General features: G+C 69.9%; 10 protein-coding genes and 2 pseudogenes. 8 read left to right on the top strand and 4 right to left on the bottom strand.

The features are described 5' to 3' along the window. Positions 1–103: 103 nt before the first annotated feature. The 8 genes and pseudogenes from OG828_RS43685 to OG828_RS43650 all read left to right on the top strand — a co-directional run bounded on the left by OG828_RS43685 (position 104) and on the right by OG828_RS43650 (position 10757). Positions 104–1153, top strand: coding sequence for a substrate-binding domain-containing protein (locus OG828_RS43685; RefSeq protein WP_328369936.1), 1050 nt, complete (start codon positions 104–106; stop codon positions 1151–1153). 89 nt (positions 1154–1242) lie between these two features. Then, a complete protein-coding gene (locus tag OG828_RS43680) occupies positions 1243–2457 on the top strand; it encodes a Gfo/Idh/MocA family protein (RefSeq protein ID WP_328369933.1) in 1215 nt (404 codons plus the stop codon). Positions 2458–2488: 31 nt separating this feature from the next. After that, the gene (locus OG828_RS43675) at positions 2489–3496 is read left to right on the top strand and encodes a sugar phosphate isomerase/epimerase family protein (RefSeq protein WP_328504297.1); all 1008 of its coding nucleotides are present in this window, start codon (positions 2489–2491) and stop codon (positions 3494–3496) included. 523 nt (positions 3497–4019) lie between these two features. Further along, positions 4020–4577: pseudogene (locus tag OG828_RS43670) on the top strand (metabolite traffic protein EboE); the annotation flags it as partial. A gap of 15 nt (positions 4578–4592) precedes the next feature. After that, positions 4593–5005, top strand: a pseudogene (locus OG828_RS43665) (alkaline phosphatase family protein); the annotation flags it as partial. A 53-nt stretch (positions 5006–5058) separates the two neighbouring features. Next, positions 5059–6219: a sugar phosphate isomerase/epimerase family protein gene (locus tag OG828_RS43660; RefSeq protein ID WP_328369927.1), complete on the top strand. Its 1161-nt coding sequence runs from the start codon at positions 5059–5061 to the stop codon at positions 6217–6219. Positions 6220–6430: 211 nt separating this feature from the next. Further along, positions 6431–8551 (top strand): PQQ-dependent sugar dehydrogenase, encoded by a 2121-nt coding sequence (locus OG828_RS43655; RefSeq protein ID WP_328369925.1) that lies wholly within the window; start codon positions 6431–6433, stop codon positions 8549–8551. Positions 8552–9371: 820 nt separating this feature from the next. After that, the gene (locus OG828_RS43650; protein WP_328369923.1) at positions 9372–10757 is read left to right on the top strand and encodes an MFS transporter; all 1386 of its coding nucleotides are present in this window, start codon (positions 9372–9374) and stop codon (positions 10755–10757) included. Between the two features lie 55 nt (positions 10758–10812). Here OG828_RS43650 and OG828_RS43645 read toward each other — a convergent pair whose 3' ends face one another. From OG828_RS43645 to lnt, 4 genes are all read right to left on the bottom strand, one after another. Further along, positions 10813–12759, bottom strand: coding sequence for a helix-turn-helix domain-containing protein (locus tag OG828_RS43645; RefSeq protein ID WP_328504296.1), 1947 nt, complete (start codon positions 12757–12759; stop codon positions 10813–10815). A gap of 76 nt (positions 12760–12835) precedes the next feature. Further along, the gene (locus OG828_RS43640; protein WP_328504295.1) at positions 12836–13636 is read right to left on the bottom strand and encodes a 3-hydroxybutyrate dehydrogenase; all 801 of its coding nucleotides are present in this window, start codon (positions 13634–13636) and stop codon (positions 12836–12838) included. A 54-nt stretch (positions 13637–13690) separates the two neighbouring features. After that, positions 13691–14170 (bottom strand): NUDIX hydrolase, encoded by a 480-nt coding sequence (locus tag OG828_RS43635; RefSeq protein WP_328504294.1) that lies wholly within the window; start codon positions 14168–14170, stop codon positions 13691–13693. 57 nt (positions 14171–14227) lie between these two features. Beyond that, positions 14228–15838 carry an apolipoprotein N-acyltransferase gene (gene lnt / locus OG828_RS43630; RefSeq protein WP_328504293.1) on the bottom strand — a complete coding sequence of 537 codons (1611 nt, stop codon included), beginning with the start codon at positions 15836–15838 and terminating at the stop codon, positions 14228–14230. Positions 15839–15943 lie beyond the last annotated feature (105 nt).

Genomic DNA, 15943 nt, shown 5'->3' with positions numbered 1-15943 from the left:
CGCCAAGCAGCGCACCGCCGGACGGCTGCCCCTGACACCGCCCGTCCGGCACCCCCACTTCGTCCATCTGACGCACACCGCCCAGTCGAAGGGTCGATCCGCCATGGCAAGAACCCCCGCCACCAGCCGCAGAGCACTGCTGTTCGGCACCGCAGCCGTTTCCGCCGGCGCGCTGCTGACGGCCTGCACCAGCAATGAACCCAAGAACCAGGAACAGGCCGCGGACAACGCCGCCCCGGTCGCGGACGACAAGCCCGGCAAGGCCGTCACCATCGGCTTCGCCGGCCCCCAAGCCGACCACGGCTGGCTCAACGCCATCAACGACAACGCCAAGTCGCGTGCGAAGAAGTACTCCGACGTCACGCTGGAGATCACCGAGGGTTCCAACGACACCGCCCAGCAGATCGGCCAGATCCAGACGCTGATCAACAAGAAGGTCGACGTCCTGGTGATCCTGCCAGCCGACGGCAAGGCCCTCACCCAGGTCGGTCTGCAGGCCATGAGGGCGGGCATCCCCGTCATCAACCTGGACCGCGTCTTCGCCTCCCCGCAGGCGTACCGCTGCTGGATCGGCGGCGACAACTACGGCATGGGCCTCAACGCCGGCCACTACATCGGCGAACAGCTCAAGGGCAAGAAGAACGCCAAGGTCGTCGAACTCGCCGGCCTCGACAACCTGGAACTGACGCAGCAGCGCACCAAGGGCTTCGACGACGCCCTGAAGAACTACCCCAACATCCGCAAGGTCGCGCGCCAGGCGGCCGACTTCACGGTCGAGTCCGGTCAGGCCAAGATGGCCCAACTCCTCCAGGCCCAGTCCCAGTTCGACGCGCTGTGGAACCACGACGACGACCAGGGCGTCGGCGCGTTGCGCGCCATCGACCAGGCCGGCCGCGACGACTTCCTGATGGTCGGCGGCGCGGGTGCCAAGTCCGCGATGGACGCCATCAAGGCCGACAACAGCGTGCTCAAGGCGACTGTCCTGTACCCGCCCACGATGGCCGCCTCCGCCATCGATCTCGCCCGGGCCCTCGGCCAGGGCAAGGGCGTCGGCGGCCTCGCCGAGTTCGAGATCCCGTCCTCGCTGACCCTCTACTCGGCCGTGGTCACCAAGGACAACGTCGACCAGTACCTGCCTACCGGCTTCATCTGACCGGTCCGGGCACCCAGGGCCTGGCGCAGGCCCTGGTGTCCCACGAGCACACCGATGAGTCAGTGACACTCCGACGAGGAGGAATCCGTATGGAACAGAGTGACAGTCGGACGGCACCGCCGGCACTCGGCGTGGGCATGGTCGGCTACGCGTTCATGGGCGCCGCGCACTCACAAGGGTGGCGCACCGTAGGGCACGTGTTCGACCTGCCGCTGCGGCCGGTCCTGGCCGCGATCGCCGGCCGCGACGCGCACGCCGTGCGGGCGGCGGCCGACAAGCACGGCTGGGCCGCGGCGGAGACCGACTGGCGTGCCCTCATCGCCCGCGACGACGTGCAACTCGTCGACATCTGCACACCGGGCGACAGCCACGCGGAGATCGCGATCGCGGCGCTGGAGGCGGGCAAGCACGTGCTGTGCGAGAAGCCGCTGGCCAATTCGGTCGCCGAGGCGGAGGCCATGGTCGCGGCCGCCGAAGCGGCCCGTTCGCGTGGGCAGTTGGCCATGGTGGGCTTCAACTACCGGCGTGTGCCGGCCCTCACCTTCGCCCGTCGACTCATCGGCGACGGCAGGCTCGGCACGCTGCGCCATGTGCGGGTCAGCTACCTCCAGGACTGGCTGGTCGACCCCAACTTCCCGCTGACGTGGCGGTTGCAGCGAGAGCACGCGGGGTCGGGGGCGCTCGGCGACCTCGGCGCGCACATCGTGGACCTCGCCCAATACCTGACGGGTGAGGCGCTGGTCGGCGTCTCCGCCCAGACGGAGACCTTCGTCAAGGAGCGCCCCCGCCTCGACGGTGCCTCCTCGGGCCTGACCGCTTCCGGCGGCACCCGGCGCGGGCCGGTGACCGTCGACGACGCTGCCGTCTTCACCGGCCGATTCTCCTCCGGGGCGCTCGCCGTGTTCGAGGCGACCCGGATGGCGTCGGGGCGCAAGAACGGCCTGCGGCTGGAGGTGAACGGCGAGTTCGGTTCGCTCGCCTTCGACCTCGAGCGGCTCAACGAGCTGTCCTTCCACGACCAACGGGAGCCCGCCACCACGGCCGGCTTCCGCAGGATCGTCGTCACCGAGCCCGAGCACCCGTACCTGGAGGGCTGGTGGCCGCCGGGCCACGCGCTCGGCTACGAGCACACCTTCGCCCACCAGGCCCGCGACCTGGTCGAGGCCATCGCGTCCGGCGCCGATCCGATGCCGTCGTTCGCCGACGGTCTGCAGGTGCAGCGGGTGCTCGCCGCGGTGGAGGAGAGCGCGCAGAAGAACTCCGTCTACACCCCCGTCCAGGCCGTCGAGGCCGAAGTCCGGTAGAGAGCCCGCAGGAACCACGCTCGGAGGCACCATGCCACGCCCGTTCACCCTGTTCACCGGCCAGTGGGCCGATCTGCCGTTGGAGGAGGTCTGCCGTCTGGCCCGCGACTTCGGCTATGACGGCCTCGAACTCGCCTGCTGGGGAGACCACTTCGAGGTCGACAAGGCCCTGACGGACGCGTCGTACCTGGCCGATCGGCATGCCCTGCTGGAGAAGTACGGTCTGAAGTGCTGGGCGATCTCCAACCATCTCGTCGGTCAGGCCGTCTGTGACCACCCCATCGACGAACGACATCAGGGCATCCTGCCCGCCCGCATCTGGGGCGATGGGGAACCGGAGGGCGTACGCCGACGGGCCGCGGCCGAGATCAAGGACACGGCGCGTGCCGCGGCCGCCTTCGGCGTCGACACGGTCGTCGGCTTCACCGGATCGTCCATCTGGCACCTGGTGGCGATGTTCCCGCCAGTACCGGAGAGGATGATCGAGCGCGGCTACGAGGACTTCGCGGAACGCTGGAGCCCGATCCTGGACGTGTTCGACACTGAGGGCGTCCGCTTCGCCCACGAGGTCCATCCGAGCGAGATCGCCTACGACTACTGGACCACCAAGCGGGCACTGCAGGCGGTGGACAACCGGCCGGCCTTCGGGCTCAACTTCGACCCCAGCCACTTCGTCTGGCAGGACCTGGACCCGGTCGGCTTTCTCTACGACTTCCGGGACCGGATCTACCACGTCGACTGCAAGGAGGCCCGCAAGCGTCTGGACGGGCGCAACGGGCGGCTCGGCTCCCATCTGCCCTGGGGCGACCCGCGGCGCGGCTGGGACTTCGTCTCCGCCGGTCACGGCGACGTCCCCTGGGAGGACGTGTTCCGGATGCTGCGCTCCATCGGTTACGACGGGCCGATCTCCGTGGAGTGGGAGGACGCCGGCATGGACCGCCTCACCGGCGCACCACAAGCGCTCGCCCATCTGAAGCGATTCGACTTCGACCCGCCTTCAGCGTCCTTCGACGCCGCCTTCGGAGGCGGCGACAACTAGGGCTTCGAGAAGGAGCGTTCGCTCGTCGCGAGCGGCCCGGTCAAGCAGAACAGGTCAAGGCCCGGTGCCGGAAAGGCCGCCGGGCCGTTCCGGGCTGCCCGAGCACTCCTTTGTCCAGAGTCTGGAAAAAGTTCGACTTCCTTCTGCATAAGGGCTTTTCGTTGCGGACGAACCGGGCTACGGTCCCGTTCCGTGCACAGGCGCCACACGGTGTTCGACAGTGACGGCGCACACCCCACCGGCTGCACAGCTCACCGCTCGTTCGACCGGACGACGGAGGACATCCGTGCACAGCCCACGGCCAAGCGCCGCCAAGAATCCCGCACTTCTCGCCGGCGGCCTTCTCGCCGCCGACTCGCCCGCCGTAACCGCGCCCACCACGGAGCCGCACTCCTAGGCCGCGGCGAAAAGCCCGCCCCTATGCCGACGGTGGGCGGAGAGGCCAGCCCCGCCTCCCCCCACCGTCCTCCACCCACATCGGCACCTCGACATGGCAGGGAGGCAGCCCGTGAACAACGACGGGAACGACCGTATCGGCGTATGCGTCGACACCTGCCATCTCGCCACGTCCTTCGAGGACCCGGCCACGGCGCTGACCGCGCTCGGGGCGGTCGGCGTCAGCATCACCAAGGCGCAGTTGTCGGCGGCCCTGCACGCCGAGGAACCCCGTCGACCGGAGGTCCGCGACGCTCTGGCCGCCTTCGCCGAACCGCGCTTCCTGCACCAGACCCGTGCCCTCACGTCCGGCGGACTACGCGGCACCGACGACCTCGGCGAGGCGCTGGCGGGCGATGGCCTGCCCGACGACGCACCCTGGCGCGTCCACTTCCACGTCCCTCTGCACGCCCCGCCCGCCGCACCGCTCACCTCCACCCTGAACGTGCTCCAGGACGCTCTGACCCTGCTGGTAGGAGGTATGGAGCCGCGCACCCGTTATCTCGAGGTCGAGACCTACACCTGGCAGGCCCTCCCGCCCGAGCTACGCCCCCGCACCAGGACCCAGCTCGTCGACGGCGTCGCCGCCGAACTGACCCTGGCCCGAGAGCTGTTGACGGCCGTCCGCCTGAAGGAGCTGCCATGAGCAACCGCCCGATTCGCCGACCACCAACTGGCGCATGCGTACGTCCGCCGGCCCGAGGACCTGGCAGCCACCCGCGAGGCATTGACGGACCTGCAGGGCATCAAGGAAATCCTCGACGACGGCAAGAACGCCAACGGGCTCGATCACCCGCGCTCCGGGGAACTGGTCACGGTCGCCGAACTGGACGCCTGGTCCACGTTCTACTACTGGCTCGACGACGCCCGCGCCCCCGACTTCGCCCGGCTCGTCGAGATCCACCGCAAACCCGGCTACGACCCCGTCGACCCATACGCGGCAGCCACGGCCGCCTCCCCACGAGCGACGAAGAAGGTCCGCTCGCCCTGCTCTCCACCCCCCGCGCAGTGTCCGGCCGCGTCGCGGCCACCGAAGTGCAGTCCCTGCTCCTGCGGCTCGCCGACCTCTCCTGAGGCGGCAGCCGTCAGGCACCCGCAGCACCGCGACAACGAAAGAGAGAACCACTGTGACCGCGTTCAACGACGAAGGCGTCACCGACGACGCCCTGCGCCGCACACTCGGCGTCAGCCGCCGCCGTTTCCTCAGCACCTGCACGGCCGCCACCGCCGCGGCGATCGCCGCCCCGGTCTTCGGCGCCGCACCCGCCCTTGCGCAGGGCAGATCCGAAGCCGCCGTGGACGACCGGGGGCGTTCCGCTCTGGTCCCGCCGCACAAGCGCGGCATCATCCTCTACACCGTCCGTGATGCGATCGGTCGCGACCCGCTGGCCTCCGACCTGCCCTCCGGGTTCCGCGAGGTGTTCCGGCAGCTGTCGCGCTTCGGCTACCGCCAGGTGGAGTTCGCCGGCTACGGCCAGCACGCCAACGCGCCCGGCGGCGCCGATCTGGGCACTGTCCAGGGCGCGAAGCTCATGCGCTCCTGGCTCGACGAGTACGGGCTGCGGGCGCAAGGCAGCCACGGCTTCATCCCACCATCCTGGCCGCTGACCCCGTCCGACCTGGACACCTTCAAGCGGTTCCTGGAGATCGCCAACATCCTCGGCATGGAGCACATGGGAACCGGCGCCGACCCCACCAACACCCGCTACCGGGCCGACTGGGACGTGGCCGCTGAGAAGTGGAACACCCTGGGCGCCATCGTCCGCCGTGAGGGCATCAAGCTCTACACCCACAATCACGACAGCGCCTACGACTTCCTGCTCGACGGCGGCCCGCTCGACGCCCAGGGCCGGCCGACCCGCAGCTCCGGTATCCGGAAGCTGGAGTACTTCCTGAAGGTGACGGACCGCAAGAGCGTGTATCTGGAGCTGGACGTCTTCTGGGCGCACGTGGCCCAGTACAAGTTCCACACGTACACCGCCCACGACGGCTCGCAGCGTGAGGACGTCTTCGACCCTGCCGCACTCGTGGTCCGCAACACGCCCCGCTTCCCGCTCTTCCACGCGAAGGACGGCGTGGTCAACCTCCAGAGCGGACTGGGCTACGACATGGTGCCGTTCGGCACAGGCGACATCGACTACCGGAAGTTCTTCACCCGGGTGGGTGCGAAGAACTACCACAACCCGATGGTCGAGCAGGACAACGCACCGAGCGCGAGCGTTCCCGGCCAGTCCCTGGAGTTCGCCAAGGTCGGCTACCACCACCTCGCGGCCCTGCGCGCCTGCTAACTGACGAAGCGTCACCAATAGTGCCCGCCCGATGCCTTGGCGGCGTCGGGCGGGACTCCGGGCATACCCGAAAAAACAGGAAACACCCTGACAAACTTTCACCGAAGAGACTGGGACTTTGTCCTTGACGAGCTGAAAGTCGGCCCCCTAGCGTCCAACTCACGCATTTCGCCTGCCTTTTCACCCGCTGGCCGGACCAAAGGAGTTCTGAGTGCGCAACAGACGGATCGTCACCCTCGTGAGGGCGGCTGCGTTGACCGGAGCCATCGGGCTCCTGCCTCTCCCCGCAGCCCAGGCCGCCAAATCAGACCCCGTACCGCCGTCTCCGTCGGCTTTTCAGAAGGTCACCCTCAACGACCGCCCGGGCGAGCCCATGGCCCTGGCCGTCCTGCCCGACCGGCGCGTGCTGCACACCGCGCGCACCGGAGAGGTCCGCATCCACGACCCCAAGAGCGGCGTGAACTTCCTTGCCGCCGACATGAAGAAGAGCCCCGCAGGGCTCTACCAGCACGACGAAGAGGGCGTGCAGGGCATCGCCGTCGACCCCGGCTTCGCCAAGAACCACTGGGTCTACCTCTACTACTCGCCCCGCCTCGACACCCCCGTGGACGACCCGGCCACCCCAGGCGTCAACGAAGGGGACGCACCGCAGTTCGGCACGCCCGCGGACTTCGCCAAGTACAAGGGCGTCACACGGCTGTCGCGGTTCAAGCTCGTGGGCAACAAGCTCGACTACGGCACCGAGCAGAAGATCCTCGACGTGCCGGCCGACCGCGGCATCTGCTGCCACGTCGGCGGCAAGATCGACTTCGACCACAAGGGCAACCTGTTCCTGTCGACCGGCGACGATTCCAACCCGTTCTCCTCCGACGGCTACGCCCCGGTCGACGACCGCGCTGACCGCAACCCGGCCTACGACGCGCGGCGCACCGCGGGCAACACCAACGACCTGCGCGGCAAGGTCCTGCGCATCAAGGTCAAGCGCGGCGGCGGCTACGTGATACCGGACGGCAACCTCTTCGCGCCGGGCACGACGAAGACCCGCCCCGAGATCTACGCCATGGGTCTGCGCAACCCGTTCCGCTTCGGAGTGGACGACAGGACCGGCGAGGTCTACGTCGGCGACTACTCACCCGACGCCCGCAACGCCAACCCGGGCCGCGGCCCCGCCGGCCAGGGCCGTTGGATGGTCATCGACCGCCCCGCCAACTACGGCTGGCCGTTCTGCGTGACCCAGGACCAGCCGTACCAGGACTACGACTTCGCCACCCAGACCTCCAGCGGCGCGTTCAACTGCGCGAAGCCAGTGAACGACTCGCGCCACAACACCGGCCGCAGCGAGCTGCCCCCGGTCGAGGACGCGGAGATCGTCTACGGCTACGAGGCCTCCGGGGAATTCCCCGAGCTCGGCACGGGCGGCATCGGCCCCATGGGCGGCCCGGCATACAGCTACGACAAGCGGAACAAGGCCGCGAACCGCTGGCCCCAGTACTTCGACGGCAAGCCGCTCTTCTACGAGTGGACCCGCGACCAGATGAAGGCCATCACCCTCGGAAAGAACAACGAGGTCCAGAAGATCGAGGACGCGATCCCCTCGATCAAGACGGACGGCCCGATCGACGCCGAGTTCGGCCCGGACGGCGCGCTGTACGTCCTGGAGTACGGCACGGGGTACTTCGCGGAGCTGCCCGAGGCCCAGCTCTCCCGCATCGACTTCACCCGCGGCAACCGCACCCCGGAGCCCAAGGTCGCCGCGGACGTGACCAACGGCACCAGCCCGCTGTCGGTCCAGTTCTCCAGCGCCGGCACGAAGGACGCCGACGGTGACGCGCTGCGCTACGCCTGGGACTTCGATGCCGACGGGGCCGTGGACTCCAGGGAAGCCAACCCCAAGCACACGTTCGACAAGAACGGCGTCTACGACGCCACGCTGAAGGTCACCGACAGCACCGGGCGCTCGGCCTCCGCGTCCGTTCCCGTCGTGGTCGGCAACAAGGCGCCGGTCGTCTCACTCACCACCGACCCGGCTCCGCACGGCGGCACGCCGTTCCACTGGGGTGACACGGTCACCTGGCAGGTCATCGTCACCGACGACCAGCCGGTGGACTGCTCGAAGGTCACCGTCTCGTTCATCCTCGGCCACGACACGCACGGCCACCCGCTGTCCTCGAGCAACGGCTGCTCCGGCTCGTTCAAGACATTCGTGGACGGCGGTCACACCGGTTCGGACAACCTCAAGGCGGTCTTCAACGCCACCTACAAGGACACGCCCCCGGACGGCCTGCCGTCCCTCTCGGGCAGCGCCGAGGTCGCCCTGACACCGGCCGACTGACCGGCGGCGCCCACAGTGGCGGGGCGCCGCCCCTGTGGGCGTGCCCCACCACGACCGCGCGTTGGGGGCCGGGCCGCTCGCTCGATCTCGAAGCGGCCCAGTACCAGATCGGTGCAGGGCGCGCGAGCGATGTCAAGGCACACCAGGCGATCTCCACTGAGCGCCACCGGTGCTGCCCCTGCACCAGAGTTCCGCGCCAGGGCATGCAGGTGCGCCGCCGAGGCTGGCGGAGTTCCCGCTCCCGGAGCGTGGCAGCGTCGAGGCGCCAGATGTGCTCCTGATGCAGCCGTTCGCCAGGAGGCCCAGGCCCGACAGCCGCGTCGAGGTCCACACAACAAGCTCCTGGACAGACGCCGACCGGGGAGACCAAACGGAGTCCTACCAGAGCTCAGGTGGGGTGAGCCGAGTCGTCGGCTCACCCCACCTGAGATCAACGTTCGGTGGCAGGAGCCCGAACGGTAGCCGAGTCCCCATCAGCGGCGTGTCGTCGAAGACCACGGCGACGAGTTCAACGGAGTGTAGTCGGCACAACGTCAGCACGGGATAGGTGTAGAAGGGTGATGACGTGCGCTTTTAGTCAGCATCGAACCAGCACGGGAGTCAGCACGCCAGCATCAAATTGCTCCAAATAACGCAAACAGGCACCGTCTGAGTCGGCCACCGATCAAGCCCTCGGAACGGAGGCGAAGCACTGACATAGGCGCAACACGCACACCCCGCCCCCGAACTATGTAGTCCCACCACATGTGCCCCTGACCTGCAGATTCCTACCGTGTGCGAACACGTACCCGTCCCCACCGCACACGAGGAAGTGGCGCACATGGCCTCCGGAACCACCGCTCCCCCACCCCCCGGCAACCTCAAGCGCATCGTCGCCGCCAGCCTCATCGGCACCACCATCGAGTGGTACGACTTCTTCCTCTACGGCTCCGCCGCCGCTCTGGTCTTCAACAAGCTGTTCTTCCCGGATTCCGACCCGCTCGTGGGCACGCTGCTGTCGTTCCTCACGTATGCGGTCGGATTCGCCGCGCGTCCGCTGGGTGCGCTCGTCTTCGGGCACTACGGCGACCGGCTGGGGCGCAAGAAGCTGCTGGTGCTGAGCTTGTTGTTGATGGGTGGGGCGACCTTCGCGATCGGGCTGCTGCCCACGCACGCGACCATCGGCACCGCCGCTCCGGTGCTGTTGACCGTGCTGCGTCTGGTCCAGGGCTTCGCGCTGGGCGGCGAGTGGGGCGGCGCCGTGCTGCTGGTGTCCGAGCACGGTGACGCACGGCGTCGCGGTTTCTGGGCCTCGTGGCCGCAGACGGGGGCGCCCGCGGGGCAGCTCCTGGCCACCGGCGTGCTGTCCTTCCTGACGGCGGTGCTGTCGGACAGCGCGTTCGGCAGCTGGGGGTGGCGGATCCCGTTCCTGCTCTCCGGTGTGCTGGTGATCGTCGGTTTGTGGATTCGTCTGTCTGTCGATGAATCGCCGGTCTTCAAGCAGGCGCTGGCGCAGGCGGAGGCCCGCAAGGCGACCCCGGACGCGGCGGCCGAGAAGCTGCCGCTCGTCTCCGTACTGCGGCACCACTGGCGCGATGTGCTGGTGGCGATGGGCGCACGCATGGCGGAGAACATCAGCTACTACGTCATCACCGCGTTCATCCTCGTCTACGCCACCACCTCGGCCGGCGTCTCCAAGCAGACCGCGCTGAACGCTGTGCTCATCGCCTCCGCCGTGCACTTCGCCGTGATTCCGCTGTGGGGCGCGCTCTCGGACCGGATCGGCCGGCGGCCCGTGTACCTGCTGGGCGCGGCCGGAGTCGGGCTGTGGATGTTCCCGTTCTTCTCGCTCATCGACACCGGCGGCTTCGGCAACCTGATCCTCGCCGTGACGGTCGGCCTGGTGCTTCACGGGGCGATGTACGCGCCCCAGGCCGCCTTCTTCTCCGAGATGTTCGCGACCCGGATGCGCTACTCGGGCGCCTCCATCGGCGCCCAGTTCGCCTCGGTCGCGGCGGGCGCGCCGGCACCGCTGATCGCCACCGCGCTGCTGTCCGACTACGGCAACTCCACACCGATCTCCCTGTACGTCATCGGCGCGGCCGTCGTGACGATCGTCGCCGTCGGCGTGGCCAAGGAGACCCGCCATCGGGACCTGTCGGATGTGGAGCCGTCCGATGACGCGGAGCCCGCGGCGGCATCTCCGGCTGACGCCCGTACCGCCTGATCGGCTGCCGGTGCGGTGAGACGGACGACCCCGTGCGCCCGTGCGTGCGGGGCCGTCACTTCGGTGCCGGTGCCGACAACCGGTGCAGCCGCAGGGCGAGTTGGATCTCCAGGGCACGGGCCGGGCTCTGCCAGTCGTCGCCGAGGAGGCGCCCGACGCGCTCCAGGCGCTGGGCCACCGTGTTCACATGGACGTGGAGATGGTCCTTGGTGCGGGCCGGGCTCATGCCGCAGGCGAAGTAGGCGTCGAGGGTGCGCACAAGGTCGGTGCCGCGGCGTTCGTCGTAGGCGACGACCTGGCCGATGGTGCGGTCGACGAAGCCGGCGACGTCCCGGTCCCCGGCGAGGAGGAGTCCGAGGAATCCGAAGTCCTCCGCGGCGGAGCCGTCGCCGTGGCGGCCGAGCAGCCGCAGCGTGTCGAGGCAGCGGCGGCCTTCCTCGTAGCCGGCGGCCACCGCGTCCGGCCGGGCGGCGAGATTCGCCACGGGGGCGGAGGCGCCAACGGTGACCGCCTCGTGGACGGCCGTGCCGAGGTGTACGGCAGTGCGGCGGGCGAGTTCGGTGGCGGTGTCCCCCTGGTCGAGGGGCAGCAGCAGGACCGTGCCGCCGTCGCGGGCTGCGGCCAGTCCGTGCCGGGTGGCGGCCAGGTGGGAGGCGGCGGCCCACAGGCGTCGGCGGGCGGCTGCTTCCTGGTCGGCGTCGGCGGAGACGCCGTCGAGGCGGGCGGCGAGGATCACATGGGTGGCGTCGAGGTCGGCATGCAGTCTCGCCGCGCGCTCGCGCAGCAGGCGGGGGTCGCGGTCGCGGGCGTCCAGGAGGTCGTCGAGGAGTTCGCCGCGGACGCGCTGCTCGGCCTCGGCGGCGGAGCGCCGGGCGAGCAGCAGCAGGGAGGTCACCGTCGCGGCGCGCTCCAGAGTGCGCTGGTCGACGGGGTCGAGCCCGGGATGGCCGCGCAGCACGAGCGCCCCGAGCAGTTCGCCCCCGGCGGCCACGGCGGCGATCCAGTCGTCGGCGTGCCGCACGGCGTGTCCTTCGGACCGGGATGCCTCCAGGGCCTCGGCGGGTGCGGCGGACGCCTCGGTGAACTGGACGGTGCCGTCGAGGACTTCGGAGACGGCGGCGGCCACGTCGTGGACCCCACCGCCGCGCAGTACGACTTCGGCGAGCCGGTCGTGGACGTCGGAGGCGCGCTCGATGACGCCGCTGCGGTCCTGGATGATCTCGTTGGCCTTCTCCAGGCCTGCCAGGGCCGAGCGGGTCTCGGCGAGCAGGTTGGCGGCGTCGATGGCGGCCGCGGCGAGCGCGGCGAAGGAGCCGAGCAGCGCGATCTGCTCCCGCTCGAAGACCCTTGCACGCCGGTCGGCCGCGAACAGGACACCGATCACATGGTGCCCCAGCATGAGCGGCACGCCGAGGATGGCGACCAGGCCCTCGTCCCGCACACCCGCGTCGATGGTGACGGTGTGCTGGAAGCGGTCGTCCTTGAAGTAGTCCTCGGTGACATACGGCCGGGCCGTCTGGGCGACGAGGCCGCCGAGCCCCTCCCCCATCCCGAGCCGCAGCTGCTGGAAGCGGGCGGCGACCGAGCCCTCGGTCACCCGCATGTAGGTGTCGCCCTTCTCCGGGTCGTTCAGGCTCAGGTAGGCGACGTCCGTGCCGAGCAGGGAGCGGGCGCGCTGCACGATCGCCTGGAGGACGGCGTCCAGGTCGCGCAGGCCCGCCAGGTCGTGGGCCGTCTCGAACAGCGCGGACAGCTCCGCCTCGCGCCGGCGCCGTCCCTCCAGCTCCGCGCGTACCCGCAGCGCGGTCAGCTTGGCCCGCTCGAGCGCGGCGACCCACTCGGCGGGGCGGCCCTCGGCGCGGGCGAGGAGCACCGGCTGCTCGTAGGCCTCGGCCGAGGCACCGCGGGCCAGCAGCTCGAGGAAGGGTGCCTCGGCGCTGCCGACGGTCGCTCCGGCACCGGTGGCGGAGCGTTCGGCGGACTGCACGTGATCGCGGGACATGGTCACAGGATTCCCCATCGCACCGTCGCCCCGTCAGCCCTGTGGACAACCCGGCAGGCCCGCGGCACCGGCTCGCTCAGTGGGCGGTCCATCCGCCGTCGAGGACGAGGGAGGTACCCGTGACGAAGGAGGCCTGCGGGCCGCACAGATACGCCACGGCCTCGGCGACCTCCTCCGGTTCGATCAGCCGTTTCACCGCGCTGTCCTGCAGCAGCACCTCGGACAGCACGCGCTCCTCGGGAATGCCGTGCGCCCGGGACTGATCGGCGAGTTGCTGCTCGACCAGTGGGGTGCGCACATATGCGGGGCACACACAGTTCGAGGTGACGCCATGTGCCGCACCTTCGAGGGCCGCGGTCTTGGACAGGCCTTCCAGTCCATGTTTGGCGGACACATAGGCCGACTTGAAAGCCGAGGCGCGCAGCCCATGGACGGAGGACACATTCACGATGCGGCCCCAGCCCTGTCCGTACATATGGGGCAGGGCACCGCGGATGAGCCGGAACGGTGCCTCCAGCATCACGGTGAGTACCGTGTGGAAGACGTCCGGCGGGAACTCCTCGATGGGGCGGACCAGTTGCAGCCCGGCGTTGTTCACCAGGACGTCCGTGCCCGCCGCGGCGAGTTCAGCGGCGTCCAGGTCGGTGAGGTCGAGGACATGCGGCTCGACCGTGCCCGCCAGGCCCCGGGCCCCTTCGGCGAGCGCCTCAAGCCCCTCGGCGTCCCGGTCGACCGCTCTCACCTTGGCCCCGGCCTGCGCCAGCCGCAGCGCGCAGGCGCGGCCGATGCCGCCGGCGGCGCCGGTGACGAGGGCGGTGCGGCCGCCGAGGTCGAGCGAGGGAGCGTGGGGTCCCGTTAGGGCGCTGCTAGCCGTCATGCCACGACCCTAGGCAGCACCGACACCTCGCCACATGTGCTCAGCACCCATACTTCAGCTGGAGCTCATAGGGTCGAACCATGTGGGTGCGTCCGACAGCGCCTGCTTGATCCGCAGCAGTCCGAACTCGTTCAGCTCGGGCAGGGCGTCCACGTCGAACCAGCCCACTTCCAGCGACTCGTCATCGTTGACCCGCGCGTCACCGCCGACGGCCCGGCAGCGGAAGGTGATGTCCATGTACTGGCAGATGTCGCCGTTGCCATAGGTGACGGGATCCAGCGCCTGAACGAGAACGACCCGCTCGGCGACGCACCGAACAGCGGTCTCCTCGTGGACCTCCCGCACCGCGCAGGCCGCGGGCTGCTCACCCGGATCCGGAATCCCGCCGATCACCGACCACCTGCCGGTGTCGGTACGCCGGCCCAGCAGCACCCTGCCCTCGTCGTCGAAGACGATGGCGGTGACTCCGGGGAGCCACAGCAGTTGTTGGCCGGCCGAGGCCCGGATCGCGCTGATGAAGTCAGGAGTAGCCATGCGAACGACCCTAACGGGCCCGGTCGCTCACCCCGGGGGCGTTACGACGGCGTACGACTACACGTCACGAGCGCGTCGCCCGCGCACACCGGCCCCGATGGCCCAGCCGAGCCCGCCCGCGGCGAGCACGATCAGGGCGATCTCCGGGAGGATGCCCAGCTTCGTGGCGGGCGTCTCGGAGGAGCGCAGCGGCACCTTCTGGACCAGCGAGTCGGCGACGAACATGCCCGTCTTCTGAGTGATCTCCCCGTCCGGCATGATGATCGCGCTCACCCCGCTGGTCACCGGCACGGTGACGGTCCGGCTGTGCTCGACGGCCCGGACGCGGGACATCGCGAGTTGCTGGTAGGTCATCTCGCTGCGGTCGAAGGTCGCGTTGTTGCTCGGTACGGAGATCATCTGCGCGCCGTCGATGACCTCGGAGCGCACGGCCCAGTCGAAGGCGGCCTCGTAGCAGGTGACCAGGCCGACCTTGGCGCCGTCCATGGTGAACACACCGGGCTCGCTGCCCCGGCTGAAGTCCTGGCGGACCATGCTCGTCCAGTCGCTGTTGATGGCCCCAATGAGTGAGCGCAGCGGCAGGTACTCGCCGAACGGCTGGATCTGCCGCTTGTCGTAGGTGTCGATGGGTCCCTTGACCGGGTCCCACAGGATCTGCTCATTGAGGAGCTTGCCGTCCCGTTCGACGACGCCGCCCACCGAGATGGGCACGCCGATCGCCTTGGCCGCCCGGTCGATGACGGCTCGGGCATCGGCATTCGCGAACGGGTCGATGTCCGAGGAGTTCTCGGGCCACAGCACGAAGTCGGGCTGAGCGATCTTGCCCGCCTTGACCTCGGCGGCCAGCCGCTCCGTCTCGCGCGCGTGGTAGTCGAGCACCGCCCGCCGCTGGGCGTTGAACTCCAGCCCGGCCCGTGGCACGTTGCCCTGGATGACGGCGACGGTCGCGGTGCCGACCTCGGCCTTGTCGGTGACCAGCGGCCGGGCGGCCACGGCCCCGAGCACCGGGGCGGCGACGCTCAGCACCGCGAGGGCCGCGGCGCCACGCCGGACAGCGCGGGTGCGTCGAGTCTCCAGAGACAGGCGTACGACCTCGTACAGACCGAAGCCGCTCAGCACGACCGCGAAGCCGAGCACCGGGGTGCCGCCGACCGCGGCGAGCGGCAGGAAGACGCCGTCGGCCTGGCCGAACGCGATCTTGCCCCAGGGGAAGCCCTCGAACGGCGCACGCGCGCGTGCCGCCTCCGAGGCGATCCACACGGCGGCCGCCCACACCGGCCAGGCGGGCAGCCTGGACACCGCGGCGATACCCGCGCCGGCCAGAGCCACGAACAGTGCTTCGATCACGACCAGCGCGAGCCAGGGCCCGGGGCCGACCTCCACGCCGGTCCACACCAGCAGCGGCAGCAGGAAGCCGAGGCCGAACAGATAGCCGAGGCCCAGGCCCGCCTTCCAGCCGCGGCCGCGCAGCACCCAGCCGAAGACCGCGAAGGCCGGCAGGGCGAGCCACCACAGGGTGCGCGGCGGAAAACTGACGTACAGCAGCACTCCTGAGAGCGCCGCGACGGCGGCCGGAACGAGGCGCGCGAGGCGGGCTCGGCGTGAGGCGGGCGCGTTCTGCGGCTGCAGTCGGTCCGACTCGTCCACGGAGGTTGCGGTGACGGTCACTCCGGGAGTGTACGGCGGGTGACCTTGCCGCCGACAGCGCGGTCCACGGGACGGTACGGGCGTTCTCCCAGCTCGGGCCCAGCATCGTTCCCGCACAAGTCGACG

The sequence above is a fragment of the Streptomyces sp. NBC_00457 genome (genome assembly GCF_036014015.1).
GTDB lineage: Bacteria > Actinomycetota > Actinomycetes > Streptomycetales > Streptomycetaceae > Streptomyces.
Note: the sequence above shows the minus strand (reverse complement) of the source record. Positions and strands in the feature narration are given on the sequence as shown.